General features: G+C 71.6%; 19 protein-coding genes and 1 tRNA gene. 7 read left to right on the forward strand and 13 right to left on the reverse strand.

Features of this window, described 5'->3' with window-relative positions; all coding sequences use genetic code 11:
* Positions 1-154: 154 nt before the first annotated feature.
* From ACW4TU_RS36525 to ACW4TU_RS36540, 4 genes are read right to left on the reverse strand one after another with little or no spacing between them, the layout of a single operon-like run.
* Positions 155-1183: an L-idonate 5-dehydrogenase gene (locus ACW4TU_RS36525; RefSeq protein WP_457420393.1), complete on the reverse strand. Its 1029-nt coding sequence runs from the start codon at positions 1181-1183 to the stop codon at positions 155-157.
* A gap of 48 nt (positions 1184-1231) precedes the next feature.
* Positions 1232-1990: an SDR family oxidoreductase gene (locus tag ACW4TU_RS36530; RefSeq protein WP_457420395.1), complete on the reverse strand. Its 759-nt coding sequence runs from the start codon at positions 1988-1990 to the stop codon at positions 1232-1234.
* Between the two features lie 10 nt (positions 1991-2000).
* Complete coding sequence (locus ACW4TU_RS36535) at positions 2001-3428, reverse strand: GntT/GntP/DsdX family permease (protein WP_457420397.1); 1428 nt, start codon at positions 3426-3428, stop codon at positions 2001-2003.
* Between the two features lie 45 nt (positions 3429-3473).
* The gene (locus ACW4TU_RS36540; RefSeq protein ID WP_457420399.1) at positions 3474-4043 is read right to left on the reverse strand and encodes a gluconokinase; all 570 of its coding nucleotides are present in this window, start codon (positions 4041-4043) and stop codon (positions 3474-3476) included.
* Between the two features lie 96 nt (positions 4044-4139).
* Between ACW4TU_RS36540 and ACW4TU_RS36545 the strand changes: the two genes are divergently transcribed.
* Positions 4140-4841, forward strand: coding sequence for a FadR/GntR family transcriptional regulator (locus ACW4TU_RS36545; RefSeq protein WP_457420401.1), 702 nt, complete (start codon positions 4140-4142; stop codon positions 4839-4841).
* Here ACW4TU_RS36545 and ACW4TU_RS36550 read toward each other — a convergent pair.
* From ACW4TU_RS36550 to ACW4TU_RS36570, 5 genes are all read right to left on the reverse strand, one after another.
* Positions 4838-5284: a YchJ family protein gene (locus tag ACW4TU_RS36550; RefSeq protein ID WP_457420403.1), complete on the reverse strand. Its 447-nt coding sequence runs from the start codon at positions 5282-5284 to the stop codon at positions 4838-4840. The two genes, ACW4TU_RS36545 and ACW4TU_RS36550, sit on opposite strands and share 4 nt — an antisense overlap.
* A 31-nt stretch (positions 5285-5315) precedes the next feature.
* A complete protein-coding gene (locus ACW4TU_RS36555) occupies positions 5316-6716 on the reverse strand; it encodes a M1 family metallopeptidase (protein WP_457420405.1) in 1401 nt (466 codons plus the stop codon).
* Positions 6717-6808: 92 nt separating this feature from the next.
* Positions 6809-10684 (reverse strand): Pls/PosA family non-ribosomal peptide synthetase, encoded by a 3876-nt coding sequence (locus ACW4TU_RS36560; protein ID WP_457420407.1) that lies wholly within the window; start codon positions 10682-10684, stop codon positions 6809-6811.
* 271 nt (positions 10685-10955) lie between these two features.
* A complete protein-coding gene (locus tag ACW4TU_RS36565; RefSeq protein WP_457420409.1) occupies positions 10956-12119 on the reverse strand; it encodes a ricin-type beta-trefoil lectin domain protein in 1164 nt (387 codons plus the stop codon).
* A 251-nt stretch (positions 12120-12370) separates the two neighbouring features.
* Positions 12371-12455 (reverse strand) — tRNA-Leu (locus tag ACW4TU_RS36570).
* Between the two features lie 188 nt (positions 12456-12643).
* Between ACW4TU_RS36570 and ACW4TU_RS36575 the strand changes: the two genes are divergently transcribed.
* The 3 genes from ACW4TU_RS36575 (at position 12644) to ACW4TU_RS36585 (ending at position 15791) form a co-directional block, all read left to right on the forward strand.
* The gene (locus ACW4TU_RS36575; RefSeq protein WP_457420411.1) at positions 12644-13978 is read left to right on the forward strand and encodes a M20/M25/M40 family metallo-hydrolase; all 1335 of its coding nucleotides are present in this window, start codon (positions 12644-12646) and stop codon (positions 13976-13978) included.
* A 222-nt stretch (positions 13979-14200) separates the two neighbouring features.
* Positions 14201-14434 (forward strand): chaplin ChpH, encoded by a 234-nt coding sequence (gene chpH / locus ACW4TU_RS36580; RefSeq protein ID WP_457420413.1) that lies wholly within the window; start codon positions 14201-14203, stop codon positions 14432-14434.
* Between the two features lie 136 nt (positions 14435-14570).
* Complete coding sequence (locus tag ACW4TU_RS36585; RefSeq protein ID WP_457420415.1) at positions 14571-15791, forward strand: chaplin; 1221 nt, start codon at positions 14571-14573, stop codon at positions 15789-15791.
* A 114-nt stretch (positions 15792-15905) separates the two neighbouring features.
* Here ACW4TU_RS36585 and ACW4TU_RS36590 read toward each other — a convergent pair whose 3' ends face one another.
* A complete protein-coding gene (locus ACW4TU_RS36590; protein ID WP_018549191.1) occupies positions 15906-16094 on the reverse strand; it encodes a DUF5703 family protein in 189 nt (62 codons plus the stop codon).
* A gap of 47 nt (positions 16095-16141) precedes the next feature.
* Between ACW4TU_RS36590 and ACW4TU_RS36595 the strand changes: the two genes are divergently transcribed.
* On the forward strand, positions 16142-16864 hold the full coding sequence (locus ACW4TU_RS36595; RefSeq protein ID WP_457420417.1) for a hypothetical protein: 723 nt from the start codon (positions 16142-16144) through the stop codon (positions 16862-16864).
* 92 nt (positions 16865-16956) lie between these two features.
* On the opposite strand, the gene ACW4TU_RS36600 is transcribed toward ACW4TU_RS36595, so the two are convergent.
* Positions 16957-19260 carry a helix-hairpin-helix domain-containing protein gene (locus tag ACW4TU_RS36600; RefSeq protein ID WP_457420419.1) on the reverse strand — a complete coding sequence of 768 codons (2304 nt, stop codon included), beginning with the start codon at positions 19258-19260 and terminating at the stop codon, positions 16957-16959.
* Positions 19257-20240, reverse strand: coding sequence for an aldo/keto reductase (locus tag ACW4TU_RS36605; protein WP_457420421.1), 984 nt, complete (start codon positions 20238-20240; stop codon positions 19257-19259). The genes ACW4TU_RS36600 and ACW4TU_RS36605 overlap by 4 nt, the downstream gene beginning before the upstream one ends.
* A 343-nt stretch (positions 20241-20583) precedes the next feature.
* Between ACW4TU_RS36605 and ACW4TU_RS36610 the strand changes: the two genes are divergently transcribed.
* Positions 20584-21639, forward strand: coding sequence for an LLM class F420-dependent oxidoreductase (locus tag ACW4TU_RS36610; RefSeq protein WP_457420423.1), 1056 nt, complete (start codon positions 20584-20586; stop codon positions 21637-21639).
* Positions 21640-21942: 303 nt separating this feature from the next.
* Positions 21943-22731, forward strand: coding sequence for a ferritin-like domain-containing protein (locus ACW4TU_RS36615; RefSeq protein WP_457420425.1), 789 nt, complete (start codon positions 21943-21945; stop codon positions 22729-22731).
* A 43-nt stretch (positions 22732-22774) separates the two neighbouring features.
* Here the strand turns inward: ACW4TU_RS36615 and corA are convergent, their stop codons facing one another.
* The gene (gene corA / locus ACW4TU_RS36620; protein WP_457430504.1) at positions 22775-23779 is read right to left on the reverse strand and encodes a magnesium/cobalt transporter CorA; all 1005 of its coding nucleotides are present in this window, start codon (positions 23777-23779) and stop codon (positions 22775-22777) included.
* Positions 23780-23795: the final 16 nt, after the last annotated feature.

A 23795-nucleotide genomic window follows, 5' to 3' on the forward strand; every position in this document is an offset into this window, starting at 1 on the left:
TTTCGCCGGGTGGACCCGCCCAGCCGCAACGTGACCAGAAAGAGGCGCGGGGCCGTATCCGACCTGCGACTCCGCCGCGTGGGCGCGACCAGTCACGACGGACCCGCAGATCATGTCCCCGAGACAACCCCCGCCCCACCAGCGGAGCGCCCCCTCACGTATCCCCGAAATCAAGCAGCACCTTGCACGACCTGCCCCGGTCCGCCGCCAACGCGAACGCCGACTCCGCCTCCTCGACCGGGACCACCGCACTGACCAGCCCGTCCAGCGCCGGCTCGGCCGCCAACAGCGTCAGCGCGTCGTCGAACTCCGTGTCGAAGCGGAAGGCGCCCCGCAGTTCGATCTCCCGAGCGACGACGAGGTTGCCCGCGAAAGGGCTGGGCCCGGGCGGCAGCAGACCGAGCTGTACGACGACCCCGCCCCGGCGCACCAGACGCAGGCAGGTGTCAAGACCGGCGGCCACCCCCGACGCCTCGACGGCCACATCCACCTCGGCCGGCCACCCGGGATCGCCGGGATCATCCGCCCGTACGGCCGAGTCGGCGCCCGCGACCGCCGCGTAGCGCAGGGCCTGCGGGAGCAGGTCCGTGGCCGTCACCCGGGCCGCGCCGGCCGCCTTCGCCGCCGCGACGACCAGGCACCCGATGGGCCCGGCGCCGGTGACGAGGACGTGGCGGCCGGAGACGTCCCCGGCCCGGCGGACGGCGTGCAGGGCGACCGAGAGGGGTTCGGCGAGGGCGGCCAGGCGCAGCGGCAGGCCCGCCGGCAGCGGCCTCAACTGGTCGGCGGGGACGACCAGTCGGGCAGCGAAGCCGCCCTGGACATGGGGTGTGCGGGCGGCGCTGCCGAGGTAGCGCGTGTCCCGGCAGACGTTGCGCCGGCCGGACACACACTCCGGACACGCGCCGCACGGGGTCGCCGGATGCACGGCAACCTCCTTACCCACAGCAAGACCTGACGAGCCGTCACCGTAGGACACGACCGTCCCCACGACCTCGTGGCCCAGCACCATCGGTTCCTTGAGGCGGAAGTCGCCTACCCCGCCGTGCCGCCAGTAGTGCAGGTCCGAGCCGCAGACCCCGCCGTACCGGACGGCCACCAGCGCCTGTCCGGGGCCGGGGGACGGCACCGGCAGCTCGTCGACCCGTAGGTCACCCTCGCCGTGGATCACGCAACCGAGCATCGGAGAACCCCTTTCGTGTCCGCTTCGGTGTCGGATTTCGTGTCCGCGTCACAGGACGCTGGTCATGCCGCCGTCGACGTACAGCATCTGTCCGCCGACGAAGTCCGCCGCCGGGGAGGCGAGGAACAGCACCCCGCCCACCAGGTCCTCCGTACGCCCCCACCGCCCGGCCGGGGTCCGTTTCCGCACCCAGGCGCTGAACTCCGGGTCGTCGACCAGGGGTTGGGTGAGTTCGGTCTCGATGTAGCCGGGGCCGAGGCCGTTGACCTGGACTCCGTACGGGCCCCAGTCCGCGCACATGCCCTTGGTGAGCATCTTCAGCGCGCCCTTGGTGGCCGTGTAGGGCGCGATGCCCGGGCGGGCCACCTCGCTCTGTACCGAGCAGATGTTGATGATCTTGCCGTGGCCGCGTTCCGTCATCCGCCGGGCCGCCTCCCGGCCCACGAGGAACGCGCTGGTGAGATTGGTGTCGAGGATGCGATGCCAGTCGGCGTCGGTGAACTCCAGGAGCGGGGCCCGCAGTTGCATGCCCGCGTTGTTGACCAGGATGTCGAGCGGGCCGACCCGCTCCTCGATGTCCGCGATCCCGGCGGCGACCGAGGGGCCGTCGGTGACGTCGAAGGCGGCGGTGCGGATGTTCCCGGGGAGTTCGGCGGCGGCCTTCGTCAGCCGGTCGCCGTCGCGCCCGTTGAGGACGACCGTGCAGCCCGCCTCCGCCAGCCCCCGGGCCAGGGCGAGACCAATGCCCCGGCTGGACCCGGTCACCAGGGCCGTACGCCCGCTGATGTCGAACAGAGGGTGGCTCATTTCCGTACCCCTAGATCACGAGTGACAGCAGCAGGACCAGGCCGCCCGCGACCACGGAGATGATCGTCTCCATGACCGACCAGGTCTTGAGGGTCTGGCCGACGTTCAGGCCGAAGTACTCCTTGACCAGCCAGAACCCGGCGTCGTTGACATGGCTGAAGAAGAGCGAGCCGGCGCCGATGGCCAGCACCAGAAGGGCTGCGTGGGTCGTCGACATGTCGGCCGCGAGCGGGGCCACGAGGCCGGCCGCCGAGACCGTGGCGACCGTCGCCGAGCCTGTCGCCAGCCGGATCGCCACCGCGATCAGCCAGGCCAGCAGCAGGGCCGGGATCGACCAGTCCTCCGAGATGTCCAGGACCATCCTGCCGACCCCGGAGTCGATCAGCGTCTGCTTGAAGCCGCCGCCCGCGCCGACGATCAGCAGGATGCCCGCGATGGGCGCGAGGCCCGTCTCGACGATCCGGGAGATGCGTTCCTTGGTGAACTCGGCCGGGCGGCCGAGCGTGAAGATGCCCACGAGGACGGCGGCGAGCAGGGCGATCAGCGGGGAGCCGACCACGTCGAAGACGCGCTGCATCATGTGCGTGGGGTCGTCGACGATGATGTCGACCAGCGCCTTGGACAGCATCAGGACGACGGGGAGCAGGATGGTGGCCAGGGTGGCGCCGAAGCCCGGACGCTTCGCCAGGTCCTCGGAGGGGCGCTGCGCGGGGGTCTGGGGGGAACCCCCAGTTGAACTCAGTATGCGGTCCGGGGCGGACACGTCGACCCAGCGGGCGGCGACCCGCGAGAACAGCGGGCCGGCGATGATCACCGTCGGGATGGCGACCAGGACACCGAGCGCCAGTGTCACGCCGAGGTTGGCGCCGACCGCGTCGATCGCGATCAGCGGGCCGGGGTGCGGCGGGACCAGGCCGTGCATCACGGACAGGCCCGCGAGCGCCGGGATGCCGATGCGCATCAGGGAGTAGTTGCCGCGCTTGGCGACCATCAGGACGACCGGGATCAGCAGCACCACGCCGACCTCGAAGAACAGGGGCAGGCCGATCACGGAGGCGATCAGGACCATCGCCCACGGCATGGTCCGGCCCGACGCCCTGGCCAGGATCGTGTCGACGATCTGGTCGGCGCCGCCGGAGTCGGCGAGCAGCTTGCCGAGGATCGCGCCCAGGGCGATCAGGACACCCACGCCGGCCACCGTCGAGCCGAGGCCGGTGGTGAAGCTGGCGATGGCCTTGTCGAGCGGCGCGCCCGCGAAGGCGCCCAGCGCGAGCGAGCCGATGGTCAGGGCCAGGAAGGCGTGCAGCTTGAACTTGGTGATCAGCAGGACGATGAGCGCGATGCCCGCCAGCACGGCGACGCCCAGTTGGGCATGGCCGGCCGAGGTGATCGGCTCGACGGTGTCCGCTGCCAGCATCTCGACGCTGAGTCTGGTCACGGTGGTTCCCTTGCTTCTGAAGAGGGACTTTCGGGGGTGATGGGGCTACTGCGAAGGTGCGGCTTTCCCAGGCGCCTCGGGGCCGTCCGGGCCGTGCGGGCCCTCCAGCTCACCGAGCGCCGCCACGGCGCGGGCGGTGATCTCCTCGGGGGTGCCGGAGACGCTCACCACGACGCCCGACTCGTCCGCTTCGAGCGGCTGGAGGGTGGCGAACTGGGAGTCGAGCAGCGCCGTCGGCATGAAGTGACCCTGCCGGTGCGCCATCCGGTCCTCGATGAGCGCCCGGTCACCGGCGAGGTGCACGAAGACGACGTCGGGCGCGGCGGCCCGCAGCCGGTCCCGGTACGACCGCTTCAGCGCCGAGCAGCTCACCACCCCGCCGAGCCCGGCCCGGCCGTGCGCCCACTCGCCGATGGCGTCCAGCCAGGGCCGGCGGTCGTCGTCGGTCAGCGGGGTCCCGGCCGACATCTTGTCGATGTTGGCCGGGGGGTGGAAGTCGTCGGCCTCGGCGTACGGAACGCCGAGCCGTGTCGCGAGCAGGGGACCGATCGTGGTCTTCCCGGTGCCCGAGACGCCCATGACCACGACGACGTGGGGGGTACGCGTCTTCTGCATGGACGCAATGAAACGCATTAGGTACGACAAATTCAAGCCCTCCGCATCAATAAGTCTGACTTTTTGTGAGTGTGACGTGCCCCGTACGCTGAGTGCATGAGCACACCCGGCCGAGGGCTGCACGGCCATGTACTGGACACCCTCGGACCCGCGATCACCGCGGGCGAGTACCCGCCGGGCAGCGTTCTGCGCACGGACGAACTGGCCCAGCGCTTCGACGTGTCACGCTCGGTGATGCGGGAGGCGGTCCGGGTCCTGGAGTCGATGCACCTGGTCGAGTCCCGCCGCCGGGTCGGCGTCACGGTCCGCCCCAAGGCCGAGTGGAACGTCTACGACCCCCAGGTCATCCGCTGGCGTCTGGCGGGCACCGACCGCCCGCAGCAGCTGCGCTCCCTCACCGTGCTGCGCTCCGCGATCGAACCGGTCGCCGCCGGCCTGGCCGCCAAGTTCGCCACCGCCGAACAGTGCGCGCGGCTCACGGAGTGCGCGCTGGGCATGGTGGCCAACTCGCGCGGCCATCAGCTGGAGGGCTACCTGGTCCACGACATGGCCTTCCATCGGGTGATCCTGGAGGCCTCCGGCAACGAGATGTTCGCCCGCCTCGGCGATGTCGTCGCGGAGGTCCTGGCCGGCCGCACCCACCACGAGGTCATGTTCGAGGACCCCGACCCGGCCGCCGTCACCCTGCATGTCCAGGTCGCCGAGGCGGTCCGCGAGGGCGACGGCGAGCGGGCCGAGCGGCTCACCCGGGAGATCGCGGTCGGGGCCCTTCAGGAACTGGACATCCTCGCGCCCTAGACGGTCCGGTCGCCCTGTTCGCTCGGGCTGACGTCCCCGTCGACGTACACCCACGCCCCGTCGACCCGCTCGAACCGGCTCCGCTCCTCCAGCGAACCGCCCCGGTAGGAGGCCCGGAACGTCACGGTCCCGGTCGTGTGGAACGCCGTACCGTCGCCCGTTTCGATGATCTCCAGGCCCGTCCACCGCATCCCGGGATCGAACTCGACGCCGGCGGGGCGGGTGCGCGGGTGCCAGGTGCGCAGGAGGTAGGGCTCGTCCCGCCGCACGAAGGCGCTGTAGCGGGAGCGCATCAGGGCCTCGGCGGTCGGCGCCGCCGCCTCACTCCGGTGGAACCGGCCGCAGCACTTCTCGTACGTCTCCGTGAGACCGCACGGACACGCGGAGCTCTGGGCAGGGGTGGAGGGGCGTTGCCGTCGGGGATGCGGAGTACGTCGGGCCATGCCCGCCATTCTCCCGCACCGCATGTACCCGCTATGCGGTGGAGGGCGGATAGGAGGGCCGCGCAGGCACCCGCGGTCCTCCCTTGGCCGGCGGCGGCACCTGTGTCCTCGGTGAGGGCAGCGCGGGCAGCGCCCCCTCGTAGAGCCACGCGGCGAACATCTCGTCCAGCGGCTCGGTCGTGAACCGCCCGACGTACGACGTGAACGTGGCCGTACTCACCGATCCGCCCCGATGCAGCCCGACCCACCCGCGCAGCATCCGGAAGAACACCTCGTCGCCCAGCGCACACCGCACCGCGTGCACGGTGAGTCCGCCGCGCTGATACAGCCGGTCGTCGAACATCAGCTTGCGACCGGGATCCGCGAGCCGCAGATCCTGCGGCCGTCCGGACAGCAACCGATGGGCCACCGCCGCGAGTTGCTGCGCGCTGCGCCCGCCGGAGCGCTCGGACCACAGCCACTCCGCGTACTTGGCGAACCCCTCGTTCAGCCAGATGTGCCGCCAGTCCGCGATGGACACACTGTTGCCGAACCACTGGTGGGCCAGCTCGTGCGCGACGAGCCGTTCCGAACTCCGGGCGCCGTCCACGTGGTTGGCGCCGAACAGTGACAACCCCTGTGCCTCGACGGGCACATCGAGTTCCTCCTCGGTCACCACGACCGCGTACTCGCCGAACGGATAAGGCCCGAACAGTTCCTCGAAGAGCTCCATCATGGCGGGCTGGCGCGCGAAGTCCCGGGAGAACTCGGGGAGCAACTCGGCCGGAATATGCCCGTGTTGGGGCACCCCGCCCAGGCCCGGGTCGCCGAGCAGGACGGTCTGGTACTTCCCGATCGACAGCCCGACGAGATAGCTCGACGTGGGCGCGGACTGCTCGTACACCCACGTGGTGGTCGACGCCTTGGTCGTCCGGGTCAGCAGGCGCCCACCCGCCACCACCGAGTACGCGGACGGCGTCGTGATCGAGATCTGGTAGGACGCCTTGTCGGCCGGCCGGTCGTTGCACGGGTACCAGGACGGCGCCCCGACCGGCTGGCTCGCCACCAGCGCCCCGTCCTCCAGTTCCTCCCAGCCGATCCCGCCCCAGGGGCTGCTGACCGGCTTGGGGTTGCCCGCCCAGTGCACCTCGACGGTGAACGCGGCCCCCGTCCGCAGCGGCTTCGCGGGGCGGATGCGCAGCCGGCCGCCCCGGTGCGTGTAGTGCGCGGCCTTGCCGTCGACCCGCACCCGGCCGATCTTGAAGTCGCCCAGGTTCAGCTGGAATTCGGCGAGCGAGGACCGGCCCGCTATGGCGTTGATACGGGCCGTACCCGCCAGCCGGTTCGGGCCGGGGCGGTAGTCCAGCGCGAGTTCGTACCGGTGCACCCGGTAACGGGGATCACCGTTGGCCGGAAAGTACGGGTCCGAACCCACTGTCTGCTGAACGCTCACTACTGAGTCTGCTCCCTGCGCTGTGCTCGTACGAGGTGCCGGAGATGAACCCACCCCCGCTCCGGTACCCGAACGAGCCGCGCGCACCGCTTTCAGGAACGCCATGACTCGATCGGGTTGCCCAGCCAGCGGGTGTCGTCGGGAACGGACTCCGCCGCCATGACCAGCGACGCGGGACCCAGAGTGGACCGGGCCCCGACCGTGGAACCGGGCAGGACGATCCCGCCAGGACCCAGCGTCGCGCCCTCACGGAGGACCACAGTATCCGTCCGCAAGATCCGGTCGTGGAAGAGGTGTGTCTGGAGCACGCATCCCCGGTTCACGGTGGCCCCGTCGCCCAGGGTCACCAGGTCGGTCTCGGGCAGCCAGTAGCTCTCCACCCAGACCCCCTTGCCGATGTGCGCGCCGAGCCCCCGCAGCCACGCCGACAGCACGGGCGTACCCGGCACGGAACCCGCCAGCCACGGTACGGCGACGACCTCGACGAAGGTGTCCGCCAGCTCGTTGCGCCACACGAACCCGCTCCACAGCGGATGCTCACCGGCGCGGTGGCGCCCCACGAGCGCCCACTTGGCGACGATGGACAGCACACAGGCGAGGGCGCCGACAGCGAGCAGCACCAGTCCGCCGGCCAGCCAGAACCATGCGCCCAGCACGCTGAACGCGGCCACCGTCAGCACGGCCAGCCCCGCCGAGCAGAACACCGGCACGATCCGGAAAAGCTCGACCAGCGCTCGTGCCCACAGCAGATGGGCAGGCGGATCGTACGTACGGCTCTGGTCGCCGCCGCTCGCCGAACGGGGCAGCTTCATCGGCGGCAGGCCCAGGTACGAGCTGCCCTTCTTGGCCTTCTTCGGCGTGGCCGAGAGGACCCCGACCAGCCCGCCGTCGGGCACCGACCGGCCCGGCGCGGTCATCCCGGAGTTGCCCAGGAAGGCCCGCCGGCCGATCTCGGCCCGCCCGATCCGCAGCCAGCCACCACCGAGCTCGTACGGCGCGGTCAGCGTGTCGTCGGCCAGGAAGGCGCCCTCGCCGACGGTCGTCAGGCTCGGCAGCGCCAGCACCGTCGACACCTCGGCGCCGCGCCCGATCCGCATCCCCAGCAGCCGCAGCCACACCGGCGTGATCAGTCCGGCGTAGAGCGGGAACAGCGTCTCGCGGGAGCGGTCCATGAGCTGCGTGACCGTCCAGGCCTGCCAGCCGATCCGGCTGTGCGTGGGATGCGTACCCTCGCGCAGGCCCAGACTCAGCAGCCGTACGGCGATCAGGAGCATCAGCGCGTACGCGAGACCGAACGCAAGGGTGGCCGGTACCAGCGCGAGCGCGATGCCCCGCAGAGCGGTCCCGAGCCCGGCGTCCGGGGCGACGAACAGGCCCGCGACCAGCAGCGCGACCGCCCCCGCCAGCAATGGCAGCGCACTCAGCGCGAACCCGGCGATGCCGTACATCGCCCCCCAGGCCCGCCCGCGCCGCGGACGCTCCTTGGGCCAGTTCCGCTTGGCCTTGCCGAGCTTGACGGCCGGCGCCCCGGCCCAGCGCTGCCCGGTCGGCACCGTTCCGACGACCGCCGAACCCGGCGCCACCTCGGCCCGCTTGCCGACCCGCGCTCCCGGGAAGAGCAGGCTGCGCGTCCCGACGACAGCGCCGGCACCCACCTTGACCTGCCCGATCTCCAGTCGGTCCCCGTCCAGCCAGTGCCCGGACAGGTCCACCTCGGACTCGACGGCGGCCCCACGCCCCAGCTTGAGCATGCCGGTGACCGGGGGCAGCGAGTGCAGGTCGACGTCCGCGCCGACCTTGCCGCCCAGTGCCCGCGCGTACCGCTCCAGCCACCCGCCGGTCAGCGAGGTCGCCCCGCTGAACTCGGCGAGCCGCTCGGCGGTCCAGAGGCGAAGATGCACACTGCCACCGCGCGGATACCGACCGGGCTTCACGCCCCGCAGCAGCAGCCGCGCCCCACCGGCCGCGAGCGCGAGCCGCCCGGGCGGGGAGAAGAGCACGGCGGCCCCGGCGGCCACCGCCCACCACGACGTGACCGGCGCCCACGGATAGGCCCCGAACAGGTGCAGCACGTTCCCGGCGGCGGCCAGCGCGACCGCCCACCGGAGCCCGAGCAGCGTGAACAGGGGGACCAGCACCAGAAGCTGAACGACCTTCGCGCGCAGGGGAACCGGCGCGATGACCCGACCGCTGGTGTCGTCCTGCGCGGACTCCTCCAGATGCCGGGCGAGCTTGCGCAGCACGGGCTGCTGGTAGATGTCGAGGACGGCGGCGCTCGGATAGCGCGTGCGCAGCCGCGTGGTCAGCTGGGCGGCGCCGAGACTGCTGCCGCCGATCGCGAAGAAGTCGTCGTCCGCGCTGCCCACGGGGATGCCGAGGATCTCGCTCCACTGCTCGGCGACCCAGGCCTCGGTGCCGTACAGCACGGCGGCGGGACCGGTCTCCAGCCCTTCGAGGGGCCAGGGCAGGGCGTTGCGGTCGACCTTGCCGGACGTGCGCGTCGGCAGTTCGGCGACCGGCGCGAGCATCGGCACCAGGGCGGCGGGCAGCTCGGCGCGCAGCCGCTCCACGGCGGCGGCCTGGTCCCAGCCCTCCTGCGTCACGACATAGCCGACGAGCAGCTGGTTGCCGCTGCGTGCGGTCCGTACGGCGGCGGCGGCACCGGCGACACCGGGCAGCCCCTGGAGCGCCGAGTCGACCTCGCCCAGCTCGATACGGCGTCCGCCGAGCTTGATCTGCTCGTCGGCCCGCCCGAGGAAGATCAGCCCCTCCGGCTCGGCCTTGACGAGGTCACCGCTGCGATAGGCCCGCTCCCACCCGAGGGATTCGAGCGGCGCGTACTTCTCGGCGTCCTTCTCGGCGTCGAGGTACCGCGCGAGTCCGACGCCGCCGATCACCAGCTGGCCGCTGGCGCCCATGGCGACGGGCTCCCCGGCCTCGTCGACGACGGCGAGCTCCCAGCCGCCCAGGGGCAGCCCGATGCGAATGGGTTCCTCCCCGGTCATCAGGGAGGCGCAGGCGACGACGGTGGCCTCGGTGGGCCCGTAGGTGTTCCACACCTCGCGCCCCTCTGTCACCAGCCGCTGCACCAGCTCGGGCGGGCAGGCCTCCCCGCCGAAGATCAGCAGCCGTACGTCGTTGAGGGTCTCGGGCTCCCACAGCGCGGCCAGCGTGGGCACGGTGGAGACCACGGAGATCTCCTGCTCCACCAGCCAGGGCCCCAGATCGGCGCCGCTGCGGACCTGGGAGCGCGGCACGGGCACCAGACAGGCCCCGTAGCGCCAGGCCAGCCACATCTCCTCGCAGGAGGCGTCGAAGGCCACGGAGAGCCCCGCCATGACCCGGTCGCCGGGCCCCACGGGATCCTCGGTGAGGAACAGTGCGGCCTCGGCGTCCACGAAGGCGGCGGCGCTGCGGTGGCTGACGGCGACGCCCTTGGGCTTTCCGGTGGAGCCGGAGGTGAAGATGATCCAGGCGTCGTGCTCGACCCCGGGCCGCCGCGCGGGCAGCTCACTGCGGGCCCCGGGAACGGTGATCTCGTAGTCGACGCCGACGACGGCTCGTACGTCCGCCTCGCCGAACACCAGCTCGGCCCGCTCGTCCGGGTCCTCGGCGTCCACGGGAACGTAGGCGGCACCGGCGGCGAGGACGGCCAGGATGGCGACGTAGAGGTCATTGGTGCCGGACGGCACCCGGATGCCGACGCGGTCTCCGAGCCCGACACCCGCGGCGCTCAGGCGGCGCCGTACGGCCTCGACCTCGGCGGCCAGCGCCCGGTAGGTGAGCGCGGTGGTGCCGTCGTCGAGGGCCGGCTCGTTCGGGTACGAACGTACGGCGGCGTCGAAAACGTCGACGAGAGTGCGTGGCGAGGCGGCGGGCCCCGCGGAGAAACGTGCCGTGTCGCCGAACCGCTCGCGGATCTCTTCTTCGAGCAGACCGAGAGCACTGCTCTCGTGTGTGGCTGCCATCAGTCCTCGCGTCTCGTTCCCGGAAACCTCCGGGTCGCTGGCGGGGCCCGCAGGTATGCCTGGGGTTGTCCGGCTCCAGCTCCGTTCCGTAACAAGCCGGAAATTTTAGTACCAGCCTAGGCTCGCGCCAGTACGCCTGCCAGATGAGAGCGCCGCGCGGGGGGTGCGCCAGGGGTGCCGGAACCGTGGCCGACGCCCTGACCTGGCGATCTTCGTGGGCGCGCGGACGGACGAGATATCGCCCACACCCAGCGGAAAACGGGCTTTCAGGTCAGCGGGCGGTCCATTTCTGGTTGTCCTGGCCGTTGCACGTCCACAGCTGGAGCCGGGTGCCGTTGCCGGTCTTCTGGTCCTTGACGTCGACGCACTTGTTGGCCTGCGGATTGACCAGGTCGTTGGGCCCGGCGAGGATGAACTGCTGGGCCGGGTTGCCACTGCACGTGGCCAGCTGGATGACCGCGCCGTCCGCGCTGGAGCCCCAGGCGACGTCCATGCACAGGCCCATGGCGCGCACGGTGCCGTCGGACTTGAATATCCACTTCTGCTGGGCCTTGCCGTTGCACGACCAGATCTCCAGCGGGGCGCCGTCCTTGCCCTTGTCGCCGACGACGTCGATGCACTTGTTGGACGCGTGACTGATGATGATCGCACCGGGGACGACGGCCGGGGTGGTCTTGGGCTTCGTGGTGGTGCCGCCGCCGCTGGTCGTGTTCTTGGAGCCGGATCCCGAGCTGGTGCTCTTCGAACCGGAGGACTTCTTGGGCGTGCTGGAGCCGCCTGTGCCGGAGCCCGCGGCCTGCTTCTTGCTTCCGGTCGTTCCGGTGCCCGAGGCCGGGCCGCCGCCCGTCGAGCGCTTGCCACCGCTGGTCGCGGGGCTCTTCGAGGCCTTCTTCGACGGCGTCGCTTTGACCGCGTCCGGCTTCGGTGAGGCCGTCTCGAAGGCGTCCGGAGCCACCCCGTCCAGCGGGTCGCCCAGCACGGTGTCCGCCGTGCTGCCCGCGGCGGCGGTGCGGGCCGCGGTGTCGTCATTGCCACGGGTGCTGATCAGGAACGGCACCGACACCAGGAGTGCGCCCACGATGGCCGCGGCGGCCAGCATCGGCCGGGACGGACGGCCGGGGTGGCCGTCCTGTGCGGTGTCGGCGGCGCCACCGTCGGAGTTGCCACCGACGGTGACCACGTCCGGGACGGCGGCAGCGCCTGCCACGGCCTCGCCCTCCGACTCACCGGTTCCGTCGGCGGCGGCTGTGCGTGGTTCGGACTCGGCGTCAGGCTCCGGCGAGGTCACCGCCTCCGGTGCCGGTTCGGCCACGGGCGGGGCAACGGCCGTGGGGGCGGGCGTGGTTGCGGTCGGGGCCGGCGCCGGAGCGGCGGCACCGGAGTCCGGCTCGGCGGCTGCGGACTGCCCTTGGGGGGCGCTCTGGGCGGCGGTCATGACGTCCTCCTGGCGGAGCGGCAGTGTGGGGGGACCGGAGCACCGAGTGCCGGGGCGCCGGGTCCGGGGATGGCTGCGGAGCTGCACAGGTATGGAGCCGTACGGGTGTTCGGTCCGGCCCCAGTCGCGATCACGATATCCCGACCGAGGGCGGGCGCCCCGAGCGCGGCCACCGCGAGGCACTCGGAGCAGGGTGGTGAAACGCAAAAAACCCCACATCGAGTGGGGTTTCAGCGACCGGCGAAAGAAAGTGTCCGAGGGGGGACTTGAACCCCCACGCCCGATAAAGGGCACTAGCACCTCAAGCTAGCGCGTCTGCCATTCCGCCACCCGGACAAGGTGTCTGTCGCGCGGGGTTCCCCCCGTGGCGACGAAGGAAACATTACCAGGCTTTCCGGGGTGGCCGGTCACCCCCTGTCGCCGCGTGAACGGTGTGTGACGGGCCCGGACCGGCCTTGGGGCGCGACGGGTCGGAGAGGGAGGATGAGGGATGACCACCAGCAGGAACAGTGGGAGGTAGCACCGTGAGCGGGACGGGCAGGACAGACACGGCCAGGGGCGTCACCGGCGAGGACGAGGTCGTGGACCTCTGTCGCGAGCTCATCCAGATCGACACCAGCAACTTCGGCGACCACTCGGGGCCGGGTGAACGCAAGGCCGCCGAGTACGTCGCCGAGAAGCTCGCCGAGGTGGGCCTGGAGCCGCAGATCTTCGAGTCGCACCAGGGGCGCGCCTCCACCGTGGCGCGTATCGAGGGTGAGGACCGGTCCCGGCCGGCGCTGCTCATCCACGGCCACACCGACGTCGTACCGGCCAACGCGGCGGACTGGACCCACCACCCCTTCTCGGGCGAGATCGCGGACGGGTGCGTGTGGGGCCGGGGCGCGGTCGACATGAAGGACATGGACGCGATGACCCTCGCGGTCGTCCGTGACCGGCTGCGTACCGGCCGCAAGCCCCCGCGCGACATCGTTCTCGCCTTCCTCGCGGACGAGGAGGCGGGCGGCACGTGGGGCGCGCGGCACCTCGTGGACAAGCACCCCGACCTGTTCGAGGGCGTGACGGAGGCGATCGGCGAGGTCGGCGGGTTCTCCTTCACCGTCAACGAGAACCTGCGGCTGTATCTGGTGGAGACGGCCCAGAAGGGCATGCACTGGATGAAGCTGACCGTGGACGGCACCGCCGGACACGGTTCGATGATCCACAAGGACAACGCGATCACCGAACTGTCGGAGGCGGTCGGACGCCTCGGCCGGCACAAGTTCCCCGTCCGGGTCACCAAGACGCTCCGGCACTTCCTCGACGAACTCGGTGACGCGCTGGGCACCGAGCTGGACCCCGAGAACATGGACGCGACGCTCGCCAAGCTCGGCGGTATCGCCAAGCTGATCGGCGCCTCGCTGCAGAACACCGCCAACCCGACCCAGCTGGGCGCCGGTTACAAGGTCAACGTCATTCCGGGCCAGGCCACCGCGCACATCGACGCCCGTTACCTGCCCGGCTACGAGGAGGAGTTCCTCGCCGACCTGGACCGCATCCTCGGCCCGAAGGTGAAGCGCGAGGACGTGCACGCGGACAAGGCCCTGGAGACCTCCTTCGACGGGGCGCTCGTGGACGCCATGCAGACCGCGCTGGTCGCCGAGGACCCGATCGCCCGGGCCGTGCCCTACATGCTCTCGGCCGGCACCGACGCCAAGTCCTTCGCGGACCTCGGCATCCGCTGCTTCGGCTTCGCGCCGCTGAAGCTGCCGCCGGAGCTGGACTTCGCGGGCATGTTCCACGGTGTTGACGAACGCGTGCCGGTCGACGCGCTGAAATTCGGGGTGCGTGTGCTCGACCGCTTCATCGGGGCATCCTGAATCCCGCGCCGGGCCTGGGTTCCCGGGGGTTCGGCCGGGCGCTCAACACCCACGAATCCGCCCGGAATTACCCGATTGAACGACACTCCAACAATCGTCCGCATGTGCGTGGCTGACTGAGAAGAGTGAATGCGCTCATAGGGTCGTAGCCCTAATGCCCCCTCCTCGTTACTGGTGATGCGGTCCGCTACTCGGGATCGCATTGCCAACAAGGAGAAAATAATGATCAAGAAGATCGTCGCCGCTGCGGCTGCCACTGGTGGTCTGGTTCTCGCGGGTGCGGGCCTGGCCGTCGCCGATGCGGGTGCCCAGGGTGCTGCCGTGCACTCCCCGGGTGTCCTGTCCGGCAACGTCGTTCAGGTTCCCGTTCACATCCCGGTGAACGTCTGCGGCAACACGGTCTCCGTGATCGGGCTGCTGAACCCCGCCTTCGGCAACACCTGCGTCAACAACTGATGCTGCACCTCACCTCGTGAGGTTCTGACTCCCAGCGAGTCTGAGCCTGTCGGCCCCGGAACGCTTCGTGCGCCCCGGGGCCGACAGGTCGTTCCGGAAGGTTCACGACACATCATGTGAAGGCAGGGATGCAGCAATGCGACAGGTCACCCGCAAGGGCCTGATGACGATGGCGGCCGCGACAGGCGTGATGGCCGCCGCCGGCGGAGCCCAGGCGCACGCGGACTCGGGTTCCAGCGCCGTCGCCGCCAACTCACCCGGCGTGCTGTCCGGGAACTCGGTGAGTGCGCCGGTGAGCGTGCCGGTCAACGCCTGCGGCAACACCATCAGCGGCGTCGGTCTGCTCAACCCGGCGATGGGCAACAAGTGCGCCAACGGCGGAGGCGGCGGCCACGCCTCACCGGGCGGACACGGCAACCAGGGCCGGCACGGTGGTCATGGCGACCAGGGCGGTCACGGCTCGTCCGGTGGGTACGGCGACCAGGGCCGGCACGGCGGTTACGGCAACCACGGTGGTTACGGCGGCCAGGGTGGTCACGGCTCGTCCGGTGGGTACGGCGACGACGGTGGTTACGGCGGACACGGGTCGCCTGGCGGATACGGCGGCGGTCACGGCGGGTACGGCGGCCAGGGTGGGTACGGTGGGTACGGCGACTCGGGTGCCCCGGGTGGCTTCGGGTACCCGGGCAGCCCCGGTGGCTCCGGTGGCTGGGCCGACTGGCACGGCTGGGAGGGCTCGTACGCCGGCGGGTACGCCACCGACTCCCCGGGGGTCGGGTCCGGCAACCACGTGGAGGCCCCGGTCGACGCACCGGTCAACCTCTGCGGCAACACCGTCGACGTCGTCGGTCTGCTCAACCCGGCGATGGGCAACGACTGCTCGAACACCGGGGACCACGCGGGCGGCGGCCACCCGGCGCCGCCGCCGGAGACCGACGAGCCGTGCACGCACTCCAGCGGCGGGCCCGAGACCCCGCCCCCGCCCCGGCCGAGCGGTCCCGAGCAGCCCGGAAAGCCGCAGCAGCCGGAAAGCCCCCAGCTTCCGGGGACCCCGCACACGCCCGGACACCCGGAGCAGCCCACCACCCCGCACCACCCGGGGACCCCGGCCCACCCGGGGACTCCCGTCAGGCCGGCGTCGCCGCTCACGCCGCCCAGTACCGCGCACGGTGTGACCCCTCCGGCCGGCCCCACGTACGTCGACCAGAGCGGTGCCCGGACCGTTCCGCAGCCGCGGGCCGCCGCCCAGCTCGCGCACACCGGCGGTGACCTGCCGCTGGGCGTCGCACTGCCGATGGGCGCGGGCATGCTGCTGGCGGGCACCGTCCTCTACCGCAAGTCACGCCCCTCGGCGTAGACCGTACGGAAAATCCGTACGAACGGGAGTAAATCGCCACATGGTCACCCGGTGGCGTGCTGAACGGAGCGGGCCCCGCAGACGCGGGGCCCGCTCCGTTTCCGCGGCGTCACCTCACCACGTGGCCCGTACCTGGCGGATGATCCGCCGACGCAACCGCACCCTGCGGCTGCCGTCGCGCAGCAGGCTCAGGCGGTCCAACTCCCAGTGTCCGTACTCGGCATGGTCCGTGAGCAGACGTGTCGCCTCCTTGCGGGTGACCCCGCGTGGTACGTACACGTCGACAAATTCGTATTCCGGCATCGCATCTATTGTGCGGGCAGAGGCCCGGTACGGATAGCGTCTGCACTATGTCTGATGCTGCGCAGCCCACCGCTGCCGAGGTACGCGCCGCCGCCGAGGCGGTGAAGACCGCGCTCGACCGCCACCTGGCGGCGGTCGAACGCCGGTCAGGGGAGGACGACCCCGATGTCTATGAGGCGTTCAACCAGCTGGCCGCTGCCGCCGAGGTGTACGACGAGCTGCTCTACGACCGCTATGACGAGGTCACCCCCTTCGAGATCCCGGGTACGGACGACGCGCTGCCGCCGTACGCGGGCCCCGAGGAGCCGAACGCGCTGAGTGTGCTCATCCGCCGCGACTACGCCGTGGTGGAGCCGCAACGACTGCTGGCGCAGGCACAGCGGGTGGAGGCCGTGGACGACGACGGCACGGGCGCCGAGGCCGCCGGCACGGTGCACGGGGCGCTGGGCATCCTGTTCGGCGAGTTCGAGCCCGACGAGATCGCCTCCCGGCACAAGGAGTTCGGCCTGGAGGAGGCCGACTCCACACTGTGGGTGACGGCCGCGGACGAGCCGGCCGATCCCGGTGAGTGGCTGGAGGCACCCTTCGACCAGGTCGACGCGGAGCGGGTGGTCTGCCGTTTCGACGTCAGCGCGGTCTTCGACGACGACGCCGACGACGTGATCGAGGACGACGACCTGCTGGAGGACGAACTCGATCCGGACCTGGTGGCAGCGGGCCTGGACGGGGACGAGGACCTGGAACCACTGGACGCCGATCGTCTGCGATAGCCGGCCGGCGACCGGACGAACGAGAGCGGGGGTCATGGGAAGCAGCGCTTCCCATGACCCCCGCTCTCGTTCGTCCGGGTTCGCCCGCCCGCTCAGGCGGCCGGCGGCACCTGGGCTGTGAGCAGGCCCGGCAGCCGCGTCGTCCGGGCCTTCGCCGGGACCTCCGCGACCGCGCGGGCCAGGGCCTGGTCCACGCCGTGCACCACGGAGAGATGACGCTCCCCGCGGCCGAAGGCCGTGTAGACCCAGGGCCGGGTCAACGACGAAGCCGCGTCCCCGGGCAGCACCACGACGGCCGCCGGCCAGTGCAGCCCGACCGCCTGGTGCGCGGTGAGCGCCCACCCGTGCCGCACGCTCAGTTCGACCCGCTCCTTCGGTACGACGACGGGGGCGCCGCCGCACTCCAGGTGGAGCCCTTCCGCGTCGGCCTTGACGACCTGCCCGGGCACCGTCCGTCCCGGCGTGGGCGAGTACGCGATCCGGTCACCCGGGTCGAAGCCGCCGAAGCGGCCCGGGCCGGGGTTCAGGCGCTCCTTGAGGGCCGAGTTGAGCGCGCGCGTGCCCGCCGCGCCCCCGTGTCCCGGTGTGATCACCTGGGTCTGCTCCGGTGGTACGCCGAGCGCCCTGGGCACCGAGTCCGCGACGAGCTGCACGGTCCGGTGCACCGCCTCGCCCGCGTCCCGCACCGGGACGATCACGACCTCCTTGCCGGGTGCCTCGACCTGGGTGAGCTCGCCGACGGAGACGCCCGAGACGAGTTCGCCGATCGGGCCGGGATCGGGCGTGCGCGAGACGATGTGCGGGCACGCGCGTGCGGCGAGCAGATCGGCGAAGACCCGCCCCGGCCCGGCCGACCACAGCACCGCCGGATCACCGCTCAGCAGCAGCCTGGCGCCGTCGGGCAGCGACTCCACGAGCATCGCCGCGCTCTCCACGTCGAGCTGCGGTGCGTCCAGCACGACCAGCAGATCGAGCGCGAACGTCCCGTCCGCGTCCCGTCCGGGCCCTTCAGCCCCGGCCAGCAGCCCGGCGACGGTGACGACGGACTCCGACTCCCACCCCGATTTCGACTCCGAGCTTGCGTCGGAGGTGTTCTCGGGCGCGAGAAGGGCCGTGAAACGGCGGCGCCCGTCGGGTGTGTGGGCCGCCGCGCAGACCCGCAGGCCCAGGGAACGGGCCGCGGCGACGAGGGCGGCCGGCTCGGCGCGCGCCGCGTCACCGCCGGTGTGCAGCACGAGGCCGTGCCCGGCGACGGCACGGATCAACTGGGCCGCGGAACCCGAGCCCGACGCCCCGGCCGCCGACTCCCAGTCCTCGGACGCCTCCTTGGGCAGCGAGTTGACGATCCGGGCGAGTCCGTCGGCGAGGCTCTCCTCGGCGAGCGCGTACCGCTCCAGCCCGATGAGCACGCGGACAGGGCGCTCGGCGGCCTCGCCGTCCTCGTCGTCCGTGTCGTCCGTGTCGTCCTCGGCGTCCTGTCTGTCCGCGGCGACCCCTGCGGCTTCCTCGACCGCGTCCTGGAACTCCAGGGCCTCGCCCTCCGCGACCGCGCTCTGCACGGCGGTGTCCGGGTCGGGCACGCCGCGCTGGGTGAGCGCGGCGGTCAGGGCGGAGGCGTCCAGCACCGTGTGTCCGGCCAGGGCGGCCTGCTCCAGCAGCCACACCGTGAGCGCCCGGCCCCGCCGCTCGTCGTCCGGACCGCACCCGGCGCCGAGCAACGCCCGCGCGAAGCCGTCGGCCTGCTCGGGCCGCACCCCGGCGACCCGGAGCAACTGCCAGGGATCCGCGCGCAGTTGTCCGTCCGCGCTGTCGCCGAGCGCCGAGACGACCTGCGGCGCGAGCGTGTCCGGCGCGCCGCCTTCCGCCAGGACGCCCCGCACGGCCTCGACGGCATCCGGGTCGCCGACGACCGGCGCGGCGGGCTGGGGCCGCCGCGCGGGAACGGAGGAGGACGGGGAGGGAGCGGGGGGCGGGGAGACCGGGGGGCGTGCGGCAGGGGCCCCGGAGCCGGACGAGGGCTTGGACTCCGGTGCGCGGAAGGCGATGGCCGCCGCGGGCTTCTCCCCGCTCTCCACGGCCCGTACGGCCGCCATCAGATCGGCGGCCGTACCGCTGAGCTTGGTGCCGCTCGCGATCGGTCCCTGCTTCTCCGCCTTGCGCCGCTCGATCCGCTCCCGGAGCTCCCGCTGCGCGGCCAGCTCGGCCGCTGCCTCGGACAGCGGCGCGGAGTCGCCACCACTGGCGTCGGCGGTTTCGGTGGTCTCGGTCTGCTCGGTGTTTTCGGCGGTCTCGGTGTTCTCCGTCGACGAATCGTCCGCCGTGTCCTGGGCGGCCTCCTCGGGGGCGCCCGGGGTCCCCGGCTCGGCTTCCTCCGTGGTGTCGGGCTCCGTGGTCACAGCGTGCTCCAGTCGTGATCGGGATAGCGGTGCACGGGCGCTGACACGTCGTCGAGCGCCCGGCAGATCTCGTCAGGAAGACTAAGGGTCTCCACTGACAATGCGGCCGTGAGCTGCTGCGCGTTGCGCGCGCCGACGATGGGGGCGGCCACGCCGGGCCGGTCGCGGATCCAGGCGAGCGCCACCTGCAACGGTGTCACCGCCAGACCGTCCGCCGCCGTCTGCACCGCGTCCACGATGCGGCTCGCCGTGTCGTCCAGATACGGCGCGACAAACGGTGCCAGATGCTCCGAGGCGCCCCGGGAGTCCGCCGGGGTCGAGTGGCGGTACTTGCCCGTGAGGACGCCGCGGCCGAGCGGCGAGGAGGGCAGGAGGCCGACACCCAGGTCGAGTGCGCCGGGCAGCACCTCGCGTTCGATGCCGCGCTGGAGCAGGGAGTACTCCAGCTGGGTGCTGGACAGGCGCGTACGTATGCCCGGTGCCGCGAGCTGCCAGGTCGCCGCCTTGGCCAGTTGCCAGCCGCAGAAGTTGGAGACGCCGACGTATCGGGCGCGTCCGCTGCTGACGGCGAGGTCGAGGGCCTGGAGGGTCTCCTCCAGGGGGGTGTCGGGGTCGTAGGCGTGGATGTGCCAGACGTCGACGTAGTCCGTGCCGAGGCGGGTGAGGGAGGCGTCGAGGGCGGCGAGGAGGTGGCCGCGGGAGCCGTCGACGCGGCGGTCGGGGTCGGGGACGCTGCCGGCCTTGGTCGAGATGACCAGGTCGCGGCGCGGCACGAGCCCTTCCATGAGCTGCCCGAGCAGATACTCGGCCTCTCCGTCGCCGTACACGTCCGCGGTGTCGACGAGGGTTCCGCCCGCTTCCCAGAACGCTTTCAACAGGGCCGCGGCGTCATGCTCGTCGGTGTCCCGGCCCCATGTCAGGGTGCCGAGTCCGATCCGGGACACGCGCAGGCCGGTACGGCCGAGATGCCTCTGCTCCATGGACGCCGAGATTACTGGCCAGAGCTGACCAAGTGGGTTGCCTGTGGACAACGGTTTCCTCGCCCCCGCCGCCCCTACCCGTCCCGTCCCCGGGGGCTGCCGCCCCCAGACCCCCGCTTCGGCCCTGAAGGGGCCTCGTCCTCAAACGCCGGACGGGCTGGAAACGCGGGCCGGCATCAAGAGGTTCAAGGGCGCCTGGTGGGTGGGAATCAGTGTTTAGGCTGCACCGACCTCGCCTCGTAAACGCCGGACCAGGGAGATCAACGCCCCACCTCCACTCACCCACCCACGCGCTAGTGTCGGTCGTACAAGGGACGTTACTGATCGGTAAGGGGAATCGGCCATGCAGCTCGGGATCAACCTCGGCTACTGGGGCGCCGGAATGGACGCGGACAATCTGGCTGTCGCGCGGGAGGCCGACCGCCTCGGGTACGCCGTCTGCTGGGCCGCCGAGGCCTACGGCTCGGACGCGGCCACCGTACTGACCTGGGTCGCCGCCCAGACCGAGCGCATCGACGTGGGCTCGGCCATCTTCCAGATTCCGGCCCGGCAGCCCGCGATGACCGCGATGACCGCCGCGACGCTGGACTCGCTCTCCGGTGGGCGGTTCCGGCTCGGTCTCGGTGTCTCGGGGCCACAGGTCTCCGAGGGCTGGTACGGGGTCAAGTTCGACAAGCCGCTCTCCCGTACCCGCGAGTACGTGGAGATCGTACGCAAGGCGATGAGCCGGGAACGGCTCTCCCACGACGGTGAGCACTGGACGCTTCCGCTGCCCGGCGGGCCTGGCAAGCCCATCAAGCTGACCGTGCACCCCGAGCGCGAGCACATCCCGCTCTACATCGCCGCGATCGGCCCCAAGAACCTCGAACAGACCGGCGAGATCGCCGACGGGGCGCTGCTCATCTTCCCGTCCGCCGCGCACATCGAGGACACCGCCATCAAGTACCTGCGCGCGGGGCGTGAGAAGGCCGGCAAGACCCTGGAAGGGTTCGACGTCTGCCCGACGCTGCCGCTCGCCGTCGGCGACGACAAGGACGTGGCGACGCTCGCCGACACCTTCCGGCCGTACACCGCCCTGTACGTGGGCGGCATGGGCAGCCGTAAGCAGAACTTCTACAACCAGCTCGCCCAGCGCATGGGGTACGAGAAGGAAGCCGCCGAGATCCAGGACAAGTACCTGTCCGGCGACAAGGCGGGCGCCGCGGCGGCCATTCCGCACGACCTGATCGACCAGACGACGCTGCTCGGCTCGGTGGACCGGATCGCCGACCGGATGCGGGCCTACGCCGCGGCCGGTGTCACCACGCTCACCCTCGCCCCGGCCGGCTTCACGCTCGACGAGCGGCTCGCCTCGCTCCGGGCGGGCACCGACGCCCTGGAGCGCGCCGGGCTCGCGTAAGGGACGTAAGCGGCGGAGGCAGAAAAGTTCCGCGGCCGTGGTGGGGGCTCGGGGGTCTTCCCCGCCACGGCCGTCACGGAGCACAACGCGCCGTGGACCCGGCGGTTACGGCCCCCGCGCCCGCCGGGCACTCGTACTCACGTCCCGACGCCCCCCGGCCGGTCCTTCTTTCGGCGGAGTCGTCCGGCACAGCTGTTACAGCGTTCCCGGCACCGCGTTTGACTCGTCGGCGGATTCGTTCTTCCGCGTTCCTGAACGTTCTTCCATGTTCGCGGACGCCGCCGACCTGCGAGAGGTGCCTCGATGCTTTCGGCCAGGAGCCTGTTCCAGGAGATCGTCGACAACGACGACTCCTTCCGCCTCTTCTGCTCCATCGCGGCCGGCGGGGAGTCCCAGGGCGGCTGGGAGAACGTCCGGATCGCCGCGCCCGTCCCGGCGAGCGAACGCGCACTGGCCCCCAGGATCAGCCGCCACGGCGCGGACGAGGACAAGCACGGGCGGATCTTCAACGCCCTCATGAAGAAGCGCGGCCTCCAGCCCGTCGACGTCCCGGCCGACACCGACTACACGATGCTGCTGGAACGGCGGGGCATCGGTCCCCCGCACGACAGGCTCAGGAGCGACGAACCGCTGACCGTGCGGGACATCGTCACCTACCTGGCCCACAGCCGTGTCACCGAGCAGCGCGCCTCCGAGGAGATGGAGCTGCTGCGCAGGCACTTCGGCGACCACCCCGACCTCGGCCGCGCGGTGCGGATGATCTCCCGTGACGAGGACAACCACCTCGCCTACTGCCACGAGGAACTCCTGCGCCTCGCGGCGGCCGGTCACGGCCGCGCCATCCAGCGGGCGCTGCGCGAGTGCGCGCTGGCCGAGATCCGCGTCCACCGGGACGTCAGCCTCGCGGTCATGGCCCACATGGGGCGCGTCCTGGGCTGGCCGAGGCCCAGGACGGCGCTCCTCGCGGCGGTCATCCACGCGGTGTACGTCCACGAGCGCGCGGTCGGCCGGCGGCGCATGGTCTCCCTGCGGATGCCCGAGCGGCGCGACGCCCTGGGCGGCCCGGCGACCATGTCAGCCGAGTTCGTCTGAGTTCGCCTGAGCCGGGCCGCCCAAGGGCAGCACGGCGACCGCGCTACAGCCAGCCCCGGCGCTTGAACATGCGGTAGAGCAGGACCTCCACCACGGCCATCGTCGCGATCAGCGCCGGGTACGACCACACCCAGCGGAGTTCCGGCATGTGGTCGAAGTTCATGCCGTAGATTCCCGCGACCATCGTGGGGAAGGCCGCCATGGCGGCGAACGCGGAGATCTTCCGCATGTCGTCGTTCTGCCGGACGCTCATCTGCGCGAGGTGGGCCGACAGGACGTCGGAGACCAGGCGGTCCAGGCCCTCCACGGACTCGTTCACGCGCGTGAGGTGGTCGCTGACGTCCCGGAAGAAGGGCTCGGCCTCCCCGTGCACGAAGGGCACCCGCGAGCCGAAGACGCCTGCCCCCGAGAGCTTGCCGAGCGGTGCCGCCAGGGGGCCCGTGGCGCGGCGGAACTCCAGGATCTGCCGCTTGAAGGTGTAGATGCGGGACGCCGTGTGGCGCGAGCCCCCGGCGGACGGTGAGAACACCTCCGCCTCCAGCTCCTCCAGGTCGGTGCCCAGTTCGTCCGCCACTTCCACGTAGTGGTCGACGACGGCGTCGGCGATCGTGTAGAGCACCGCCGTCGGGCCGTGCCGCAGCATCTCGGGCTCCGCCTCCAGGCGGTGCCGTACGGCCGCGAGGGGCGCCTCCTCGCCGTGCCGCACGGTCACCACGAAGGAGTCGCCGATGAAGACCATGATCTCGCCGGAGGAGACGATGTCGGCCTTCGGCTCGTACCCGACCGGCTTGAGCACCATGAACAGCGAGTCGTCGTACACCTCCAGCTTCGGCCGCTGATGCGCCTTGAGGGCGTCCTCGACAGCCAGCGGGTGCAGTCCGAACTCCTCCGTCACCAGCTCGAACTCCTTCTCCGTGGGCTCGTACAGCCCCACCCAGACGAAGGCGTCACCGACGTCGTGCGCACGGCACTCGTCGAGGGCGTCGGAGAAGTCCGCGGGCCCTTCCGTCCGGCGTCCGTCGCGGTAGATGGCGCAGTCGACGATCACGATGCGCATTCTCCCG

Source organism: Streptomyces kryoterrae, assembly GCF_054072135.1.

What these genes read in the sequence shown, in the direction of transcription:
- ACW4TU_RS36525 (WP_457420393.1), bottom strand. Translation starts at nt 1,183, where the DNA reads ATGCTCGGTTGCGTGATCCACGGCGAGGGTGACCTACGGGTCGACGAG.
- ACW4TU_RS36530 (WP_457420395.1), bottom strand. Translation starts at nt 1,990, where the DNA reads ATGAGCCACCCTCTGTTCGACATCAGCGGGCGTACGGCCCTGGTGACC.
- ACW4TU_RS36540 (WP_457420399.1), bottom strand. Translation starts at nt 4,043, where the DNA reads ATGCAGAAGACGCGTACCCCCCACGTCGTCGTGGTCATGGGCGTCTCG.
- ACW4TU_RS36545 (WP_457420401.1), top strand. Translation starts at nt 4,140, where the DNA reads ATGAGCACACCCGGCCGAGGGCTGCACGGCCATGTACTGGACACCCTC.
- ACW4TU_RS36550 (WP_457420403.1), bottom strand. Translation starts at nt 5,284, where the DNA reads ATGGCCCGACGTACTCCGCATCCCCGACGGCAACGCCCCTCCACCCCT.
- ACW4TU_RS36560 (WP_457420407.1), bottom strand. Translation starts at nt 10,684, where the DNA reads ATGGCAGCCACACACGAGAGCAGTGCTCTCGGTCTGCTCGAAGAAGAG.
- ACW4TU_RS36565 (WP_457420409.1), bottom strand. Translation starts at nt 12,119, where the DNA reads ATGACCGCCGCCCAGAGCGCCCCCCAAGGGCAGTCCGCAGCCGCCGAG.
- chpH (WP_457420413.1), top strand. Translation starts at nt 14,201, where the DNA reads ATGATCAAGAAGATCGTCGCCGCTGCGGCTGCCACTGGTGGTCTGGTT.
- ACW4TU_RS36585 (WP_457420415.1), top strand. Translation starts at nt 14,571, where the DNA reads ATGCGACAGGTCACCCGCAAGGGCCTGATGACGATGGCGGCCGCGACA.
- ACW4TU_RS36590 (WP_018549191.1), bottom strand. Translation starts at nt 16,094, where the DNA reads ATGCCGGAATACGAATTTGTCGACGTGTACGTACCACGCGGGGTCACC.
- ACW4TU_RS36595 (WP_457420417.1), top strand. Translation starts at nt 16,142, where the DNA reads ATGTCTGATGCTGCGCAGCCCACCGCTGCCGAGGTACGCGCCGCCGCC.
- ACW4TU_RS36605 (WP_457420421.1), bottom strand. Translation starts at nt 20,240, where the DNA reads ATGGAGCAGAGGCATCTCGGCCGTACCGGCCTGCGCGTGTCCCGGATC.
- ACW4TU_RS36610 (WP_457420423.1), top strand. Translation starts at nt 20,584, where the DNA reads ATGCAGCTCGGGATCAACCTCGGCTACTGGGGCGCCGGAATGGACGCG.
- ACW4TU_RS36615 (WP_457420425.1), top strand. Translation starts at nt 21,943, where the DNA reads ATGCTTTCGGCCAGGAGCCTGTTCCAGGAGATCGTCGACAACGACGAC.